This window comes from Serratia sp. GW822-FHT06D09 (assembly GCF_058799515.1).
The window spans coordinates 41,862-56,880 of record NZ_JBXALO010000015.1; the positions used below are offsets into that span (position 1 = coordinate 41,862).

A 15,019-nucleotide genomic window follows, 5' to 3' on the forward strand; every position below is an offset into this window, starting at 1 on the left:
TCGTCGTGACCCTTCTTGCACCCGAAAGCTTTCGGGTTGCAGCCAGGCGGCAAGCGCATGAGTCCTCGGGAGCTTAGTGAACTAAGTGACCGGGGCGAAGGTGCGCAGACAACGCCGCTGTGGCGCGAAAGATGAAGGGGAAAACGGCTCCTGAGTGTTCAGGGGCCGTTTCGTATTTTATAAGCTGCACTTCTGGTGTCTATCCATAGTGCAGTAACGCATTGATTATTAAGTAATGAGGCTTCACAATGATACCTGTCGTCGCGCTAGTTGGGCGCCCGAATGTGGGTAAATCCACCTTGTTTAACCGTTTAACACATACGCGCGATGCGCTGGTGGCGGATTTCCCCGGGCTAACGCGAGACCGCAAGTATGGTCGTGCAGAAGTTGAGGGCAATGAATTCATCATCGTCGATACCGGGGGTATTGACGGTACCGAAGACGGCGTTGAAACCCGCATGGCTGGCCAGTCGCTATTGGCGATCGAAGAAGCAGACATCGTGCTGTTTATGGTCGATGCCCGCGCCGGTCTGATGCCTGCCGATCAGGGCATCGCCCAGCATCTGCGCAACCGCCAGAAAGCCACCTTCCTGGTCGCCAACAAAACCGACGGCATGGATCCAGACATGGCCACCGCCGATTTCTACTCGCTGGGGCTGGGTGACGTGCATGCGATTGCCGCTTCCCACGGTCGTGGCGTGGCGCAGCTGATCGAACACGTGCTGGTGCCGTTTGTCGGTGAAAAACCGGAAGAAGTCGAGCTGACCGAAGAAGAGGCTAACGCTGCTTATTGGGCCGAGCAAGAAGGTGAACTGCCTGAAGACGAGGAAGAAGAGCCGGAAGACGACTTCAACCCGCAAGATTTACCGATCAAGCTGGCAATCGTTGGCCGTCCTAACGTTGGTAAGTCCACACTGACTAACCGTATCCTCGGCGAGGAGCGTGTGGTGGTGTACGACATGCCGGGCACCACCCGTGACAGCATTTATATCCCGATGGTCCGCGACGAGCGCGAATACGTGCTGATCGACACCGCCGGGGTGCGTAAACGCGGCAAGGTAACGGAAACCGTAGAGAAATTCTCGGTAATCAAAACCCTGCAGGCGATCGAAGACGCAAACGTCGTGCTGCTGGTCGTCGATGCGCGCGAAGGCATTTCCGATCAGGATCTCTCGCTGCTCGGCTTTATCCTCAATAGTGGGCGCTCACTGGTGATTGCGGTCAACAAGTGGGATGGCATGAGCGAAGAAGATCGCGAGCACGTCAAAGAGATGCTCGATCTGCGCCTGGGCTTTGTCGACTTCGCCCGTGTGCACTTCATTTCCGCTTTGCACGGCAGCGGCGTGGGTAACCTGTTCGAATCGGTACAGGAAGCTTACGAGTGCGCGACGCGTCGCGTGAACACCTCGATGCTGACCAAAATCATGCAGATGGCTGCCGATGACCACCAGCCACCGTTGGTGCGTGGCCGCCGCGTGAAGCTGAAATACGCGCACGCCGGTGGGTACAACCCGCCGATTGTGGTGATCCACGGCAACCAGGTAACCGATCTGGCCGACTCGTACAAACGCTATCTGATGAACTACTTCCGTCGTTCTCTGAAGGTGATGGGTACGCCAATTCGCATCCAGTTCAAAGAGGGTGAAAACCCGTTCGCCGGCAAGCGCAACCTGCTTACGCCGAACCAGATGCGTAAACGTAAACGCCTGATGAGCCACCTGAAGAAAAGCAAATAATCAGTACGAGGGGCGCGGTAACCATACCGCGCCCCTTTTTTATTGCGCCGAAATCGTTTTATTATCTGAAGATTACCGCCGTCAGCCTGAAGGAACACCATGTCCTGGGAAACCTGGAGTTTTGCGTTCAGCGTCACCGTACCCAATCTGTTAATGATGTTGCTGGGCGTGCTGCTACGCCACTGGCGGATGATGGACGACCGCTTTATTGATGGCGCCACGCGGTTGGTGTTCAATCTGGCGCTGCCTTGCTTGCTGTTCTTCAGCATTGCCACCAATCATCCGCAGCTGCTGGGTAACCTGTCGCTGGTGATCTACGGTGCGGTCGGCACCGTCGCCACTTTCCTGTTGCTGGAGATAGCCGCCGTCTGGCTGGTGAAAGAACCGCGTGAGCGCGGCGTCTTTGTTCAGGGTGGTTTCCGTGCCAATACCGCCATCGTCGGCCTGGCTTATGCCATGACCGCTTATGGCAGCGAAGGGGTTGCGCTGGGGTCGTTATACCTGACGGTCACGGTGATCCTGTTTAACGTACTGTCGGTGGTGACCCTGACCCGCAGCCTGCAGGGCGGAGAGGGTAAGAAGATCAGCCGGCTGTCGCTGTTGCGCAGTATTGTCACTAACCCGCTGATTATCGGCCTGGTGTGTGGGTTGCTGTTCGCCCAGACCGGGCTGGAAATCCCACAGGTTATCCGGCAAACCGGCAGCTATATCTCAGGGTTGTCGTTGCCACTGGCGCTGCTGTGCACCGGTGCCAGCCTGGATTTGCGCGCCATGTTCCGCTCGTCCAATGTGGCGGCGCTGTCCTCCAGTGCCAAACTGTTTCTGGTGCCGATATTGATGACGTTGGGTGGCTGGCTATGCGGTTTCCAGGGCGCGGCATTGGGGATTATCTTCCTGTTCTCGGCCACGCCAACCGCCTCCGGCAGTTATGTCATGACGCGCGCCATGGGCGGCAATGCCACGCTGGCGGCGAACATTATCGCCATCACCACCGTCGGGTCGTTTTTCACCACCGCGCTGGGGATCTATTTCTTACGCTCATGGGGCGTAATTTAACTCGGGAGAGTCTATGGAAGCGCTATGTCCGCAATGTCACCAGGCAATGCAGTGGGTGAAGGGTCACTATCATTGCGAAGCCTGTCACAGCGATTATCGCCAGTTGGCCGAGTGTCCGGAATGCCGGCAGCCGCTGCAAGAATTGAAGGCCTGCGGCGCGGTAGATTATCTGTGCCAAAATGGCCATGGGCTGATATCGAAAAAGCGCGTGTTGTTCAGCTATACACCTTGGGTAGAGGGCGAATAAATTCGCCCCGATTAACTCGCCGTTGCGTCCCTAACTTTAGAACCGTTCACTCATCGACCTGACCGGTTTTCCAAAGGTCGATCAATGCCTGCGGGGCGCTGGTTTCCGGTATCAGCAGCACGATTTCACTACTCAATGTTTGGCTGTAATAGCTGATTTGCACGCGGAAGTAGCGCTGGTCGCCGCAGCCGGGAGAACCTGGCTGCCCCTCCTCTTGCGCGTAGGGCAGCGTCTGGTTCAACAGTTGATTCAGACGTTGCCGCTGTTCCGGCGTAATATCGGCCAGCGCAATGCGCCGCTGGCCAGCCAGTTTGGGAATAAAGGCGAAGCCGCCTTCACGTGCCAGCTCAATGACCGTGTCCTGATTGAGCGTCGGCAAGGGTTTCATTATTCCACCCCCACCTGATGCCAGGCCTGCTGCACCTTATCCGCCACGTCACCGTCGAAACGTTGTTGCGCATGTTTTACCGTAGTGCGGGCAAAGGTAGCGAAGTCGGCGTCCTGCGGCAGCGTCTTGTCGCAAAGCGTGTCGTACCAAATATAGCCCGCTTTTTCCCAGGCAAACCCCCCCAATGCTTTAGCTGCCAGATAGAAAGCGCGGTTGGGAATGCCGGAGTTAAGGTGTACGCCGCCGTTATCCTCTTTGGTCTGAATATAATCCTTCATGCTGGCCGGTTGTGGGTCTTTCCCCAGCAGCGGATCGTCGTAAGCCGTACCGGGGGCCGACATGGAACGCAGGCCCTTGCCGTTGATGCCTTTCGCCAGCAGTCCCTCGCCAATCAGCCAGTCGGCTTTATCCGCGGTCTGTTTGAGGTGGAATTGTTTTACCAGAGAACCAAACACGTCGGACAGCGACTCATTCAGCGCACCAGCCTGCTGGAAGTAAATTAACCCTGCTTCGCTTTCGGTAACGCCATGCGCCAGTTCATGGCCAACCACGTCGATGGCGATGGTAAAACGGTTAAATATTTCGCCGTCACCGTCGCCAAAGACCATCTGCTGGCCGTTCCAAAAGGCGTTTTGGTATTCCTTGCCGTAATGTACGCTGCCGGTCAGCGGCAGACCGCGATTGTCCAGAGAATTACGTTTGAATGCCTGCCAGAAGAAATCGTAGGTCACGCCGAGGTAGTCGTAAGCTTCATCTACTGCGACGTCGTGGTTACTGGGTTGGCCCTCATTACGCACCTGTTTTCCGGGCAGTTGGGTACCGTTTTCGGCGTCGTAAATATCGCGAATAACCTGGCCGGCACTGGCGGTTTTCGCGCCGGGCGCACGCAACGGCTTGTTACCGAGCAGGCTCTGGACGTGGTTCAGGGTGTGCAATGCGCAGTCGCGCTGCGGTAGGCTGCCGTGTTCAATGATTCGGCGCAGCATATAAGGGGGAATGACTGAACGTGCTGTCAGGGTCGGCATAGTGGCTCTCCTTAGGCAAAAAAATTTAGCCCTCATCTTTCAAGCTATCGGGTATTTATAAATATTCTGCCACTAAGTGTAGTTCAGACATCGTAAAGGCGGTGGTCATGGGTGCTGACCGCCGGGCTGGTTTTATGGGGACTGATGCGTTTGACCGAGGCGCGTACCGCCAGTTTGCCGTGCAGCAGCAGGTTACAAGGCGGTGCATCGGCGCGCAGCATGCGGCGTTGCAGCAGTTGGATCGCCTCATAACCCAGCTCGTCGCGCGGTACCTGCACCGAGGTGAGCGGCACGTCGTGAATTTCCGCCAGATTGAAGCCGTCGGTGCTCATCACCGAGATATCGCCCGGCACGCTCAGCTGCAGCTTGTTCAGTGCTTTGACCGCGCCGACCGCCATGTAGTCGCCACCGGCAAGAATGGCCGTTGGTAGCTGCGAGCGGTGGCTCACCCGGTTGATAAAGGTGGTAAGCGCCTGTTCGGCTTCTTCGCTGCCGAAGCCGGAAGTAGTCACCAGATGGCGGCCGTCGTCAAAGGCGATATTGTGCCGCGCATAGGCTTGTTTAATACCCGCCAGCCGCAGTTCCATGGTGTGGCGGCGCAGGCATTGCAGATTCAAAATATGGCTATGCCCTTGTTGCATCAGATAGTTGGCGGAGAACTCGCCAATCAGTTGGTGATCGGGTGACACGCTGTCGAGCCGCATCTGGCGGTCGGTGCAGTTAATCAGTACGCAGGGTTTATTCAGGTCGGCGGCCAACTGGTGAATGTGTTCGTCGTCGATGCCGATAATCAGCGCCGCCTGAGTTTGCGGATCGCTCATTTTTTCCAGAAACAACGCGCCGTCGCTGTGCAGTTCTTCCAGCCCACAATAGCGGATCCGCACTTCATGCTCAGCTAATGCGGCGGAGATCCCCTGGATCACCTTGTAGTAGAAGATATCGGTGCGCACATCAAAAGCGCGCTGGGGGGCGAAGACCATCACGTTATTGAGCATCAGCCTGCCGCTGGAAATGCCCTGCAGAATGCCGTTCTGTTGAGCGCAGGCCAACACCTTTTGTCGAGCTTCGACGCTGGTATTGGACTTACCGGCTAATACACGTGAAACGGTGCTGATCGACAGCCCGGTTTGCCGGGCAATTTCCTGTATTTTCAGCTTTCCGTTCATTCTGTGATCTCCTTCAAATTCGGTAATGAAAATATTTTCACGGTGTTTTTTCAGCGTACTGTCAGGCTTCTGTCGCCATTATGGCGAGCTTTTATTCTATGCATGAGAATTTTTGCAAAAAACCTCGTTTCGCTCACGCTTCCGGCTGGTTAGTCTGAATTGGTATACCAACTTTATAGATTTATCAGTCCAATTAATGGACTGAATTATAAATAAAACGAAAATAAATCATGTGGTTGTGATCGTGATGCGTTGGTCTTTGTCAGACATACCGCAGTTTTCCACGGCCCATACCTTCGATACCAAAACGTACCCTACCAAAAGGCGCGCTGTTGCACCGGGCAGCCGTCGTGGAGAGAAGACAGATGAGTGTTGAAATTAATCAAAGGGTCGCCGATACCGGCCGGCGCAAGTTCAAATCACTGCGCTGGTGGATGTTGGCGCTGTTTTTACTGGGCGTAACGGTCAACTACATCACCCGTAATTCGTTGGGCATTCTGGCACCTGAACTGAAAACCAGCCTCAACATGACCACCGAGCAGTACTCCTGGGTGGTGGCGTCGTTCCAACTGGCCTATACGGTATTTCAGCCGATCTGCGGCTGGCTGATCGACGTGATTGGCCTGAAGATGGGTTTTCTGATCTGCGCCAGTATCTGGGCGGTTGTTTGCATGCTGCATGCCGGCGCGGGCAGTTGGCTTCAACTGGCTATCCTGCGGTTCTTTATGGGCGGGGCGGAAGCGGCGGCCACGCCGGCCAACGCCAAGGCGATTTCCGACTGGTTCCCTAAAAAGGAGCGGCCGATCGCCGCCGGTTGGGCGGGCGTCGGTTTCTCTATTGGCGCCATGCTGGCTCCGCCAATTATCGTGATTGCCCACGTTTCCTTTGGCTGGCAGGGCGCTTTTTTGTTCTCCGGCGCGCTGGCGTTGATCTGGGTAGTATTGTGGTGGTTGTTCTATCACTCGCCGCAGCAGCACCCCAATCTGAGCCAGCAGGAACTGGATCTGATCCGCGAAGACAATGAGCCGGAACTGCCCAGATTGCCGTTTCTCAAGTCGCTGGCGATTTTGTGCCGCAACAAAAAGTTCTATGGCATCGCCATTCCGGCCTTTCTCGCCGAACCGGCCTGGGCAGTGTTCAGTTTCTGGGTGCCGCTGTACCTGGCCACCGAGCGCGGCATGGACTTAAAGCACATCGCCATGTTTGCCTGGCTGCCGTTTTTGGCGGCGGACATCGGCAGCGTCGCCAGCGGCTATCTCACCACCCTGTACCGAAAATGGTTCGGCTGCAGCCGCGTCAACTCGGTGGTCGCCAGCTCGGTGACGGGCGCCTTTATGATGGTTTCGCTGGCGTTTGTGGCGATCACCAAAGATCCCTACGTGGCGATCGCCCTGATCTCGATCGGTGGCTTCGGGCACCAGGTGATCTCCTGCATGCTCAGCGCGCTGGTGGTGGAGTCGTTCGATAAAAACCAAATGGCGACCGTCAACGGCATGCGCGGCTCCAGCGCCTGGATCGCCAGCTTCCTGTTTACGTTGCTGATCGGTGCGGTCTCCGACACCGTCGGTTTTAACCCCTTATTCATCGCCATGGGCTTCTTCGACCTGATCGGCGCCCTGTTCCTGATCGCTTTGATCGCCGAACGCGGCGGTAAAAAAACACTCAATAGTTAAGTTGGATGCCTATGAAAACCTTAAAAAACTGGACGCTGGCAGGACAGTATGCCGATCGTATTGAACTGCTGGTCGATGAACGCCATCTGTTTTGCCTGTACGTGTTGGAAAACCACCTGTGTCGCGTGTTGATCAAGCGCAGCGGAGAGCTGGCGCTGGATCGCACCTGGAGCATTGCGCCACAGACCGACGTGCCCTGGGAAGGGCGCGACCGGCTGAGCGTCGCCGGTTTCAGCCTGCCGGGTTACCACTTGCAGCAGCATGAGGATCGGTTGGTGCTGACCACCTCTGCGCTGCGCGTAACCGTGCATCAGCCGCTGTGGCTGGAATGGGAACACTGTAACGCCGCCGGTGAATGGCGTCCGCTGGCAGCCGATCGGCCCACCAGCGCCTATTTGCTTAACCCGCACGGTGACGGCGTGGCCCATTATCAACGTCGCCATGCCGCCGAGCGCTATTATGGCCTGGGCGAGAAGGCCGGTGATTTGGAGCGCAGCGGCCGCCGTTTTGAAATGCGCAATCTGGATGCAATGGGTTACAACGCCGCCAGCACTGACCCGCTGTACAAGCACATTCCTTTCACCATCACCCGTGGAGAAGAGGCCAGCTTTGGGCTGTTTTACGACAACCTGAGCAGTTGCTGGCTGGATTTGGGTAACGAGATCGACAATTACCACCTGGCCTATCGCCGCTATCAGGCCGAGGCGGGGGATTTGGATTATTATCTGTTCCTCGGGCCAAAGGTGCTGGATGTCACCAAGGCGTTTGTGCGTCTGACCGGCAAGACACACTTCGGGCCAAAATGGAGCCTGGGCTACAGCGGATCCACCATGCATTACACCGACGCGCCGGATGCTCAACAGCAGCTACAGCAGTTTATTGAGCTTTGTCACCAACATGACATTCCCTGTGACTCCTTCCAGCTGTCCTCGGGTTATACCTCGATCGGCAACAAGCGTTACGTGTTCAACTGGAACTACGACAAGGTGCCGCAACCCAAGCAGCTGAGTCAGGCTTTCCACGATGCCGGATTGAAATTGGCGGCCAACATCAAGCCGTGCCTGTTGCAGGATCATCCGCAGTATCAACAGGCGGCGCAGTTAGGGCTGTTTATCCGCGATTCAGAAAGCGATAGGCCGGAGCGCTCCAGCTTTTGGGACGACGAAGGCTCACATCTGGACTTCACCAACCCGGCGGCAGTGCACTGGTGGCAGCAGGGCGTGACTCAGCAACTGCTGGAGATGGGCATCGATTCCACCTGGAATGACAATAACGAATATGAAGTGTGGGACGGCGAGGCGCGTTGCCACGGTTTTGGCCGGCCGATCGCCATCAAACATATTCGTCCGGTGATGCCGTTGCTGATGATGCGCGCCTCGATGGAGGCGCAGCAGCGCTTTGCCCCTGAGCTGCGGCCGTACCTGATTTCACGCTCCGGCTGTGCCGGTATGCAACGTTATGTGCAGACCTGGAGCGGCGATAACCGTACCAGTTGGCAAACCCTGCGTTACAACATTCGCATGGGGCTGGGTATGAGCCTGTCCGGTTTGTACAACCTCGGGCATGACGTGGGCGGTTTCTCCGGCGACAGGCCGGACGCCGAACTGCTGGTGCGCTGGGTGCAAAATGGCGTGATGCATCCGCGTTTCACCATCCACTCCTGGAACGACGACGCCACGGTTAACGAACCCTGGATGTACCCTGCGGTGACGCCGGCAGTGCGCGAGGCGATTGCTTTGCGTTATCGGCTGATGCCGTATTTCTACACCTTGCTGTGGCAGGCCTGCGTCGACGACGAACCGATGCTGCGCCCGACCTTCCTCGACCACGAGCATGATGAGCGCACGCTGAACGAAACCGATGATTTTATGATGGGTCGCGACCTGCTGGTAGCCAGCGTGGTGGAGCAGGGGCAGCGTCAGCGGCCGGTGTATCTGCCGGATAACGGCGACGGTTGGTACTGCTTCTACAGCGGCCAATGGTTCAGCGGCGGCCAGGAGGTACTGCTGGAAGCACCGCTGGAGCGCTTGCCGCTGCTGGTACGTGCCGGTGCCGCGATACCTTTGTCGTCGCGATTGGCGCATGTTGACGTGACGGCGGACGATCGGCGCGAGCTGAAGCTGTATCCGCTCAAAGGCTGTGGCAGCGCTTCAGGGCTGTTATTCGAAGATGACGGGGAAAGTTATGGCTGGCAGCAGGGCGATGCGCTGTGGCTGCGCTGGGAGATGCTCAGCGACACTCAACGCATCATGCTGAACATCACTGCCGAAGGCCGGTTCAAACCGGCGTGGCAGACGTTGGCCTGCAGTTTGCCAACTGGAGAGACGCGAGAACTGTGGATTAACGGCGTGCCGCGCAGCCGTTTTACGCTGGAGTAGTAAAAGTTATACCCTAAATAATTGGAGTGGCATCAAGGCGGCAAGAACGCTCATCCCGACGAGCTTACTCAGGTAAGTGATTCGGGTGAGCGGGTGAAGCCAACACAGATGCGGCTTCAAGTATGACGGGATTATTCGGCCGCGCGTTTTTTGCGCGGCTTCTTGGCCACGGTGATGGTTTTCACCTCGCTTTCCACCCAGCCATCCTGCAGGCGGGTTTTCAGCAGTTCGCCAACCTGAGCCTGCTTAGTGGTTTTCAGCAGTTCGCCGCGCGGGGTTTGCGTCACGCTGTAGCCGCGGGCCAGCGTCGCCAGCGGGCTGACGGCCTCGAGTTGGCTGCAGGCGACGCCGAAGCGCTGGCGCAGGCCGTTAAGCTGGCGATCCCATGCCTGCTGCAAACGGTATTCCTGTTGCTGCACGCGTTGTTGGTAGCGGTGAATACGCGCCTGCGGTTGCATCTGCGCCAGCCGTTGCTGAGCCCGCTCGCTGCGACGCGAAGACAGACGCAGTTGGTTTTGCATGCCGTCTTCCAACCGACGTTGCAGTTTGAACAACAGCGTTTGTTGGCGCGCCAGACGCAGGTGCGGGTGCTGCTGCTGCAAACGGTGGTTGATGCGGGTGAACTGCTGCTGGCGCTGCGCCAGGTAGTAGTCCATCGCCATTTCCATCCGCTGTTGCTGTGATTGCAACTGACGCAGCAGTTCCAACTGATTGCGACTGACCAGTTCGGCAGCGGCAGAAGGGGTTGGCGCACGCAGATCGGCGACAAAGTCGGCAATGGTGACGTCGGTTTCGTGGCCGACGGCGCTGACAATCGGAATGCGGCTGGCGAAAATCGCCCGCGCAACGCGTTCGTCGTTAAAGCTCCACAGGTCTTCCAGCGAACCCCCGCCACGGCCGACGATCAGCACGTCGCACTCGTCACGGCGGTTGGCCGTTTCGATGGCACGTACAATCTGCAGGGGGGCTTCCGCGCCCTGCACCGAAGTAGGGTAGATAACTATGGGCAATGAAGGATCGCGCCGTTGCAGCACCTGCAGCACATCGTGCAGCGCCGCGCCGCTGGCGGAGGTAATCACCCCGACGCGTTTGGCCGGGCTGGGCAGCGGCTGTTTGAACTGTTGGTCGAAAAGGCCTTCGGCGCTCAGTCGCTGTTTTAACTGATCGAACTGCTGTTGCAACAGGCCGTCGCCGGCGGGCTGCATGCTTTCGGCGATCAGCTGATAGTCGCCGCGCGGCTCATACAGCGTGATGCTGGCACGCACCAGCACCTGTTGGCCATTTTGCGGGCGGAAGGTAGTACGACGGTTAGTGTTGCGGAACATCGCGCAACGCACCTGCGCGCGGTCGTCTTTCAGCGTGAAATACCAATGACCTGAAGACGGCTGGGAGAAGTTGGAGATCTCGGCGGAGAGCCAAATCTGGCCCATTTCCATTTCCAGCAGCTGTCGAACCGTCTGATTCAGGCGGCTTACGGTAAAAATGGAAGGCGAAACAGGTATCGACATGTGACCCAGATCAAATTTCAAAACAAGCACTTAATTGGTCGATACTACATGGCTGAAAAAGGTAATCAAGAGTTTTTGTGAGAAAGTGCTGGAGGCAACCGATTACGCTCTGTATAATGCCGCGGCAATATTTTATCTTTTTCACAGCCCACTCTGGTGAGATATTGCCCATGCTACGTATCGCGAAAGAAGCACTAACGTTTGACGACGTTCTCCTGGTTCCAGCTCACTCTACGGTTCTGCCTAATACCGCTGAGCTCGGCACCCAACTGACCAAAAATATCCGCCTGAATATCCCTATGCTGTCCGCAGCCATGGATACCGTTACCGAATCCGGCCTGGCCATCGCGCTGGCGCAGGAAGGCGGTCTGGGCTTCATTCACAAAAACATGTCTATCGAGCGTCAGGCAGAAGAAGTCCGCCGCGTGAAAAAACATGAAAGCGGCGTGGTAACCGATCCACAAGCCGTAACCCCTGCCACAACCCTGAAAGAAGTGAAAGAGCTGACCGCACGTAACGGTTTCGCCGGTTACCCTGTCGTCACCGAAGAGAACGAACTGGTCGGTATCATTACCGGCCGCGACGTCCGCTTCGTCACCGATCTGAACCAGCCTGTTACCGCCGTGATGACGCCGAAAGAGCGTCTGGTTACGGTGAAAGAAGGCGAAGCGCGTGAAGTCGTGCTGCAGAAAATGCACGAAAAACGCGTTGAGAAAGCGCTGGTAGTGGACGACAGCTTCCACCTGCTGGGCATGATCACCGTAAAAGACTTCCAGAAAGCGGAACGCAAGCCAAACGCCTGTAAAGACGAGCATGGCCGTCTGCGCGTTGGCGCAGCGGTGGGTGCAGGTGCAGGTAACGAAGAGCGCGTTGATGCGCTGGTCGCCGCCGGCGTTGACGTGCTGCTGATCGACTCTTCGCATGGCCATTCCGAAGGCGTATTGCAGCGTATTCGCGAAACGCGCGCCAAATACCCGGATCTGCAGATCGTGGGCGGCAACGTGGCTACCGCAGCCGGTGCCAAAGCGCTGGCTGACGCCGGCGTCAGCGCGGTCAAAGTAGGTATCGGCCCTGGCTCCATCTGTACTACTCGTATCGTAACCGGCGTAGGTGTACCGCAGATCACCGCCATCGCCGATGCGGTTGAAGCGCTGGAAGGGACAGGTATCCCGGTCATCGCCGACGGCGGCATTCGCTTCTCCGGTGACATCGCCAAAGCTATCGCGGCCGGCGCATCCTGCGTAATGGTCGGCTCCATGCTGGCGGGTACCGAAGAATCACCGGGCGAAATCGAGCTGTATCAGGGCCGTTCGTTCAAATCCTACCGTGGTATGGGTTCACTGGGCGCGATGTCCAAAGGCTCTTCCGACCGTTACTTCCAGACCGATAACGCCGCCGACAAACTGGTGCCGGAAGGTATCGAAGGCCGCGTGGCTTACAAAGGCATGCTGAAAGCGATCGTACACCAGCAAATGGGCGGCCTGCGTTCTTGCATGGGCCTGACCGGCTGCGCCACCATCGACGACCTGCGTACCAAGGCTGAATTTGTTCGCATCAGCGGCGCCGGTATTCAGGAAAGCCACGTGCATGACGTGACCATCACCAAAGAGTCACCGAACTACCGCATGGGTTAATTTCAGGGGCTGCGGCCGGCGCATTTGTTCGCCGTCCGCTGCTCGCATTGCTCATTGACTTTATGTCAACTGCGCATGCTGTGCTGCGGGCGACCACCAACTGTTTGGCCTCGCCGACTGAAACTGTCCTAACGTTTTAGATTTTCCTTTTTCTCTGTTGCTGGAATTCGCCTCACATGACAAAAAATATCCATAAGCATCGCATTCTGATTCTGGACTTTGGTTCGCAATACACCCAACTGGTCGCCCGCCGCGTGCGCGAAATCGGCGTTTACTGCGAGCTGTGGGCCTGGGACGTTAGCGAAGAGCAAATCCGCGAATTCAATCCGAGCGGCATCATCCTGTCCGGCGGCCCGGAAAGCACCACCGAAACCAACAGCCCGCGTGCGCCAGAATACGTGTTCACCGCCGGTGTACCTGTGCTGGGCGTATGCTACGGCATGCAGACCATGGCAATGCAGCTGGGCGGCAATGTGCAAGGTTCCAACGAGCGTGAATTCGGTTACGCGCAGGTGGAAATTACCACCGACAGCGCACTGGTTCGCGGCATCGAAGACGCGCTGAGCCCAACCGGTAAACCGCTGCTCGACGTGTGGATGAGCCACGGCGACAAAGTGACCGCTATCCCGTCCGACTTCGTGACCGTTGCCAGCACCGATACCTGCCCGTTTGCCATTATGGCCAACGAAGAAAAACGCTTCTACGGCGTGCAGTTCCACCCGGAAGTGACCCACACCCGACAGGGCCAGCGCATGCTGGAGCGTTTCGTGCTGGATATCTGCCAGTGTGAAGCCCTGTGGACCCCGGCGACCATCATCGAAGATGCGGTAGAGCGCATTCGTGAGCAGGTGGGCGAAGATCACGTGATCCTCGGCCTGTCCGGCGGCGTCGATTCTTCCGTGACCGCAATGCTGCTGCATCGCGCCATCGGTAAACGCCTGACCTGCGTGTTCGTCGATAACGGCCTGCTGCGTCTGAATGAAGCAGACCAGGTGCTGGAAATGTTTGGCGACCACTTCGGCCTGAACATCGTTCACGTGGCGGCGGAAGATCGCTTCCTGAGCGCGTTAGCCGGCGTTGACGAACCGGAAGCCAAGCGCAAGATCATCGGCCGCGTGTTCGTTGAACTGTTCGACGAAGAAGCCTGCAAGCAGACTGAAGTGAAATGGCTGGCGCAGGGCACCATCTACCCGGACGTGATCGAATCCGCCGCTTCCGCCACCGGCAAAGCGCACGTGATCAAATCGCACCACAACGTGGGTGGCCTGCCGAAAGAGATGAAGCTTGGCCTGGTCGAGCCGCTGAAAGAGCTGTTCAAAGACGAAGTGCGCAAAATCGGTCTGGAACTGGGCCTGCCGTACGACATGCTTTACCGTCACCCGTTCCCGGGCCCAGGTTTGGGCGTACGCGTACTGGGTGAAGTGAAGAAAGAGTACTGCGATCTGCTGCGCCGTGCCGATGCGATCTTCATCGAAGAGCTGCACAAAGCCGATCTCTACAACAAAGTCAGCCAGGCATTCACCGTGTTCCTGCCGGTGCGTTCGGTTGGCGTGATGGGCGATGGCCGTAAATACGACTGGGTTGTTTCACTGCGCGCAGTGGAAACCATCGACTTTATGACCGCACATTGGGCGCACCTGCCGTACGATTTCCTCGGCCGCGTCTCCAACCGCATCATCAACGAAGTCAACGGCATTTCCCGTGTGGTTTATGACATCAGCGGTAAGCCACCGGCTACCATTGAGTGGGAATGATTTAACGTCTGGCAACAGCCTGCACGTAAAAGCAGTAAAGTACCTCTAAGCCCGCGTAATTGCGGGCTTTTTTGTTTTTGTGTCTGGCACTTTCTGGCAGCTTTTAGCAACGGGAAGCACGGTTTTTTCAATGGAATTTTTGATGGTACTCTCTGGTTTCGAATTCAGGTTTGAAAAAGTACCATGTGATAAATTTCGGTTGAGTTATGGTATTTGTTTTTTATAACTCAATTAAAAACAGAGAGTTAAATGACTTTTCTGGATTTTTTACAACATGGTATTTTTTGATAAAGGAAAACAATAAACCATGTTGACTGACACCAGGCTGCGTCACCTTAAGCCGAAGGAGAAACTCTATAAAGTTAATGACCGTGATGTGACCCTACCCCAAAATCCTGCTCCATTCAGAAACAGAATTCCGGCATGATAAACACTCCCCTGAGTGGAGGTTGTG

At 56.8% G+C, this 15,019-nt stretch carries 11 protein-coding genes and 1 pseudogene; 8 read left to right on the top strand and 4 right to left on the bottom strand.

Annotated elements, in window-relative coordinates; genetic code table 11:
* Positions 1 to 248: 248 nt before the first annotated feature.
* The 3 genes from der to AC1RKG_RS23575 all read left to right on the top strand — a co-directional run bounded on the left by der (position 249) and on the right by AC1RKG_RS23575 (position 3,039).
* Positions 249 to 1,736 carry a ribosome biogenesis GTPase Der gene (gene der / locus AC1RKG_RS23565; RefSeq protein WP_020828148.1) on the top strand — a complete coding sequence of 496 codons (1,488 nt, stop codon included), beginning with the start codon at positions 249 to 251 and terminating at the stop codon, positions 1,734 to 1,736.
* A 99-nt stretch (positions 1,737 to 1,835) separates the two neighbouring features.
* Positions 1,836 to 2,792 (top strand): AEC family transporter, encoded by a 957-nt coding sequence (locus tag AC1RKG_RS23570; protein ID WP_020828147.1) that lies wholly within the window; start codon positions 1,836 to 1,838, stop codon positions 2,790 to 2,792.
* A gap of 13 nt (positions 2,793 to 2,805) precedes the next feature.
* Positions 2,806 to 3,039, top strand: a complete 234-nt coding sequence (locus tag AC1RKG_RS23575) for a zinc ribbon domain-containing protein (protein ID WP_046372906.1) — start codon at positions 2,806 to 2,808, stop codon at positions 3,037 to 3,039.
* A gap of 46 nt (positions 3,040 to 3,085) precedes the next feature.
* Here the strand turns inward: AC1RKG_RS23575 and AC1RKG_RS23580 are convergent, their stop codons facing one another.
* From AC1RKG_RS23580 to AC1RKG_RS23590, 3 genes are all read right to left on the bottom strand, one after another.
* Positions 3,086 to 3,427 (bottom strand): protealysin inhibitor emfourin, encoded by a 342-nt coding sequence (locus AC1RKG_RS23580; protein ID WP_046372907.1) that lies wholly within the window; start codon positions 3,425 to 3,427, stop codon positions 3,086 to 3,088.
* Entirely contained in the window at positions 3,427 to 4,452 is a 1,026-nt protein-coding gene (locus AC1RKG_RS23585) for a M4 family metallopeptidase (RefSeq protein WP_115058262.1), read from the bottom strand. Before AC1RKG_RS23585 ends, AC1RKG_RS23580 begins: the two co-directional genes overlap by 1 nt.
* A gap of 83 nt (positions 4,453 to 4,535) precedes the next feature.
* Complete coding sequence (locus AC1RKG_RS23590; RefSeq protein ID WP_020828142.1) at positions 4,536 to 5,618, bottom strand: LacI family DNA-binding transcriptional regulator; 1,083 nt, start codon at positions 5,616 to 5,618, stop codon at positions 4,536 to 4,538.
* 365 nt (positions 5,619 to 5,983) lie between these two features.
* On the opposite strand from AC1RKG_RS23590, the gene AC1RKG_RS23595 reads away from it, so the two are divergent.
* Both AC1RKG_RS23595 and AC1RKG_RS23600 read left to right on the top strand, forming a co-directional pair.
* Positions 5,984 to 7,291, top strand: coding sequence for an MFS transporter (locus AC1RKG_RS23595; protein WP_115058263.1), 1,308 nt, complete (start codon positions 5,984 to 5,986; stop codon positions 7,289 to 7,291).
* Between the two features lie 11 nt (positions 7,292 to 7,302).
* Positions 7,303 to 9,669 carry a glycoside hydrolase family 31 protein gene (locus tag AC1RKG_RS23600; protein ID WP_493183783.1) on the top strand — a complete coding sequence of 789 codons (2,367 nt, stop codon included), beginning with the start codon at positions 7,303 to 7,305 and terminating at the stop codon, positions 9,667 to 9,669.
* 131 nt (positions 9,670 to 9,800) lie between these two features.
* On the opposite strand, the gene xseA is transcribed toward AC1RKG_RS23600, so the two are convergent.
* Positions 9,801 to 11,177 carry an exodeoxyribonuclease VII large subunit gene (xseA, locus tag AC1RKG_RS23605; protein WP_116689966.1) on the bottom strand — a complete coding sequence of 459 codons (1,377 nt, stop codon included), beginning with the start codon at positions 11,175 to 11,177 and terminating at the stop codon, positions 9,801 to 9,803.
* A gap of 170 nt (positions 11,178 to 11,347) precedes the next feature.
* On the opposite strand from xseA, the gene guaB reads away from it, so the two are divergent.
* The 3 genes and pseudogenes from guaB to AC1RKG_RS23620 form a co-directional block, all read left to right on the top strand.
* Positions 11,348 to 12,811: an IMP dehydrogenase gene (guaB, locus tag AC1RKG_RS23610; RefSeq protein ID WP_020828138.1), complete on the top strand. Its 1,464-nt coding sequence runs from the start codon at positions 11,348 to 11,350 to the stop codon at positions 12,809 to 12,811.
* Positions 12,812 to 12,987: 176 nt separating this feature from the next.
* On the top strand, positions 12,988 to 14,565 hold the full coding sequence (guaA, locus tag AC1RKG_RS23615; RefSeq protein ID WP_493183784.1) for a glutamine-hydrolyzing GMP synthase: 1,578 nt from the start codon (positions 12,988 to 12,990) through the stop codon (positions 14,563 to 14,565).
* Between the two features lie 307 nt (positions 14,566 to 14,872).
* Positions 14,873 to 14,941, top strand: a pseudogene (locus tag AC1RKG_RS23620) (integrase); the annotation flags it as partial.
* Between the last annotated feature and the right edge of the window lie 78 nt (positions 14,942 to 15,019).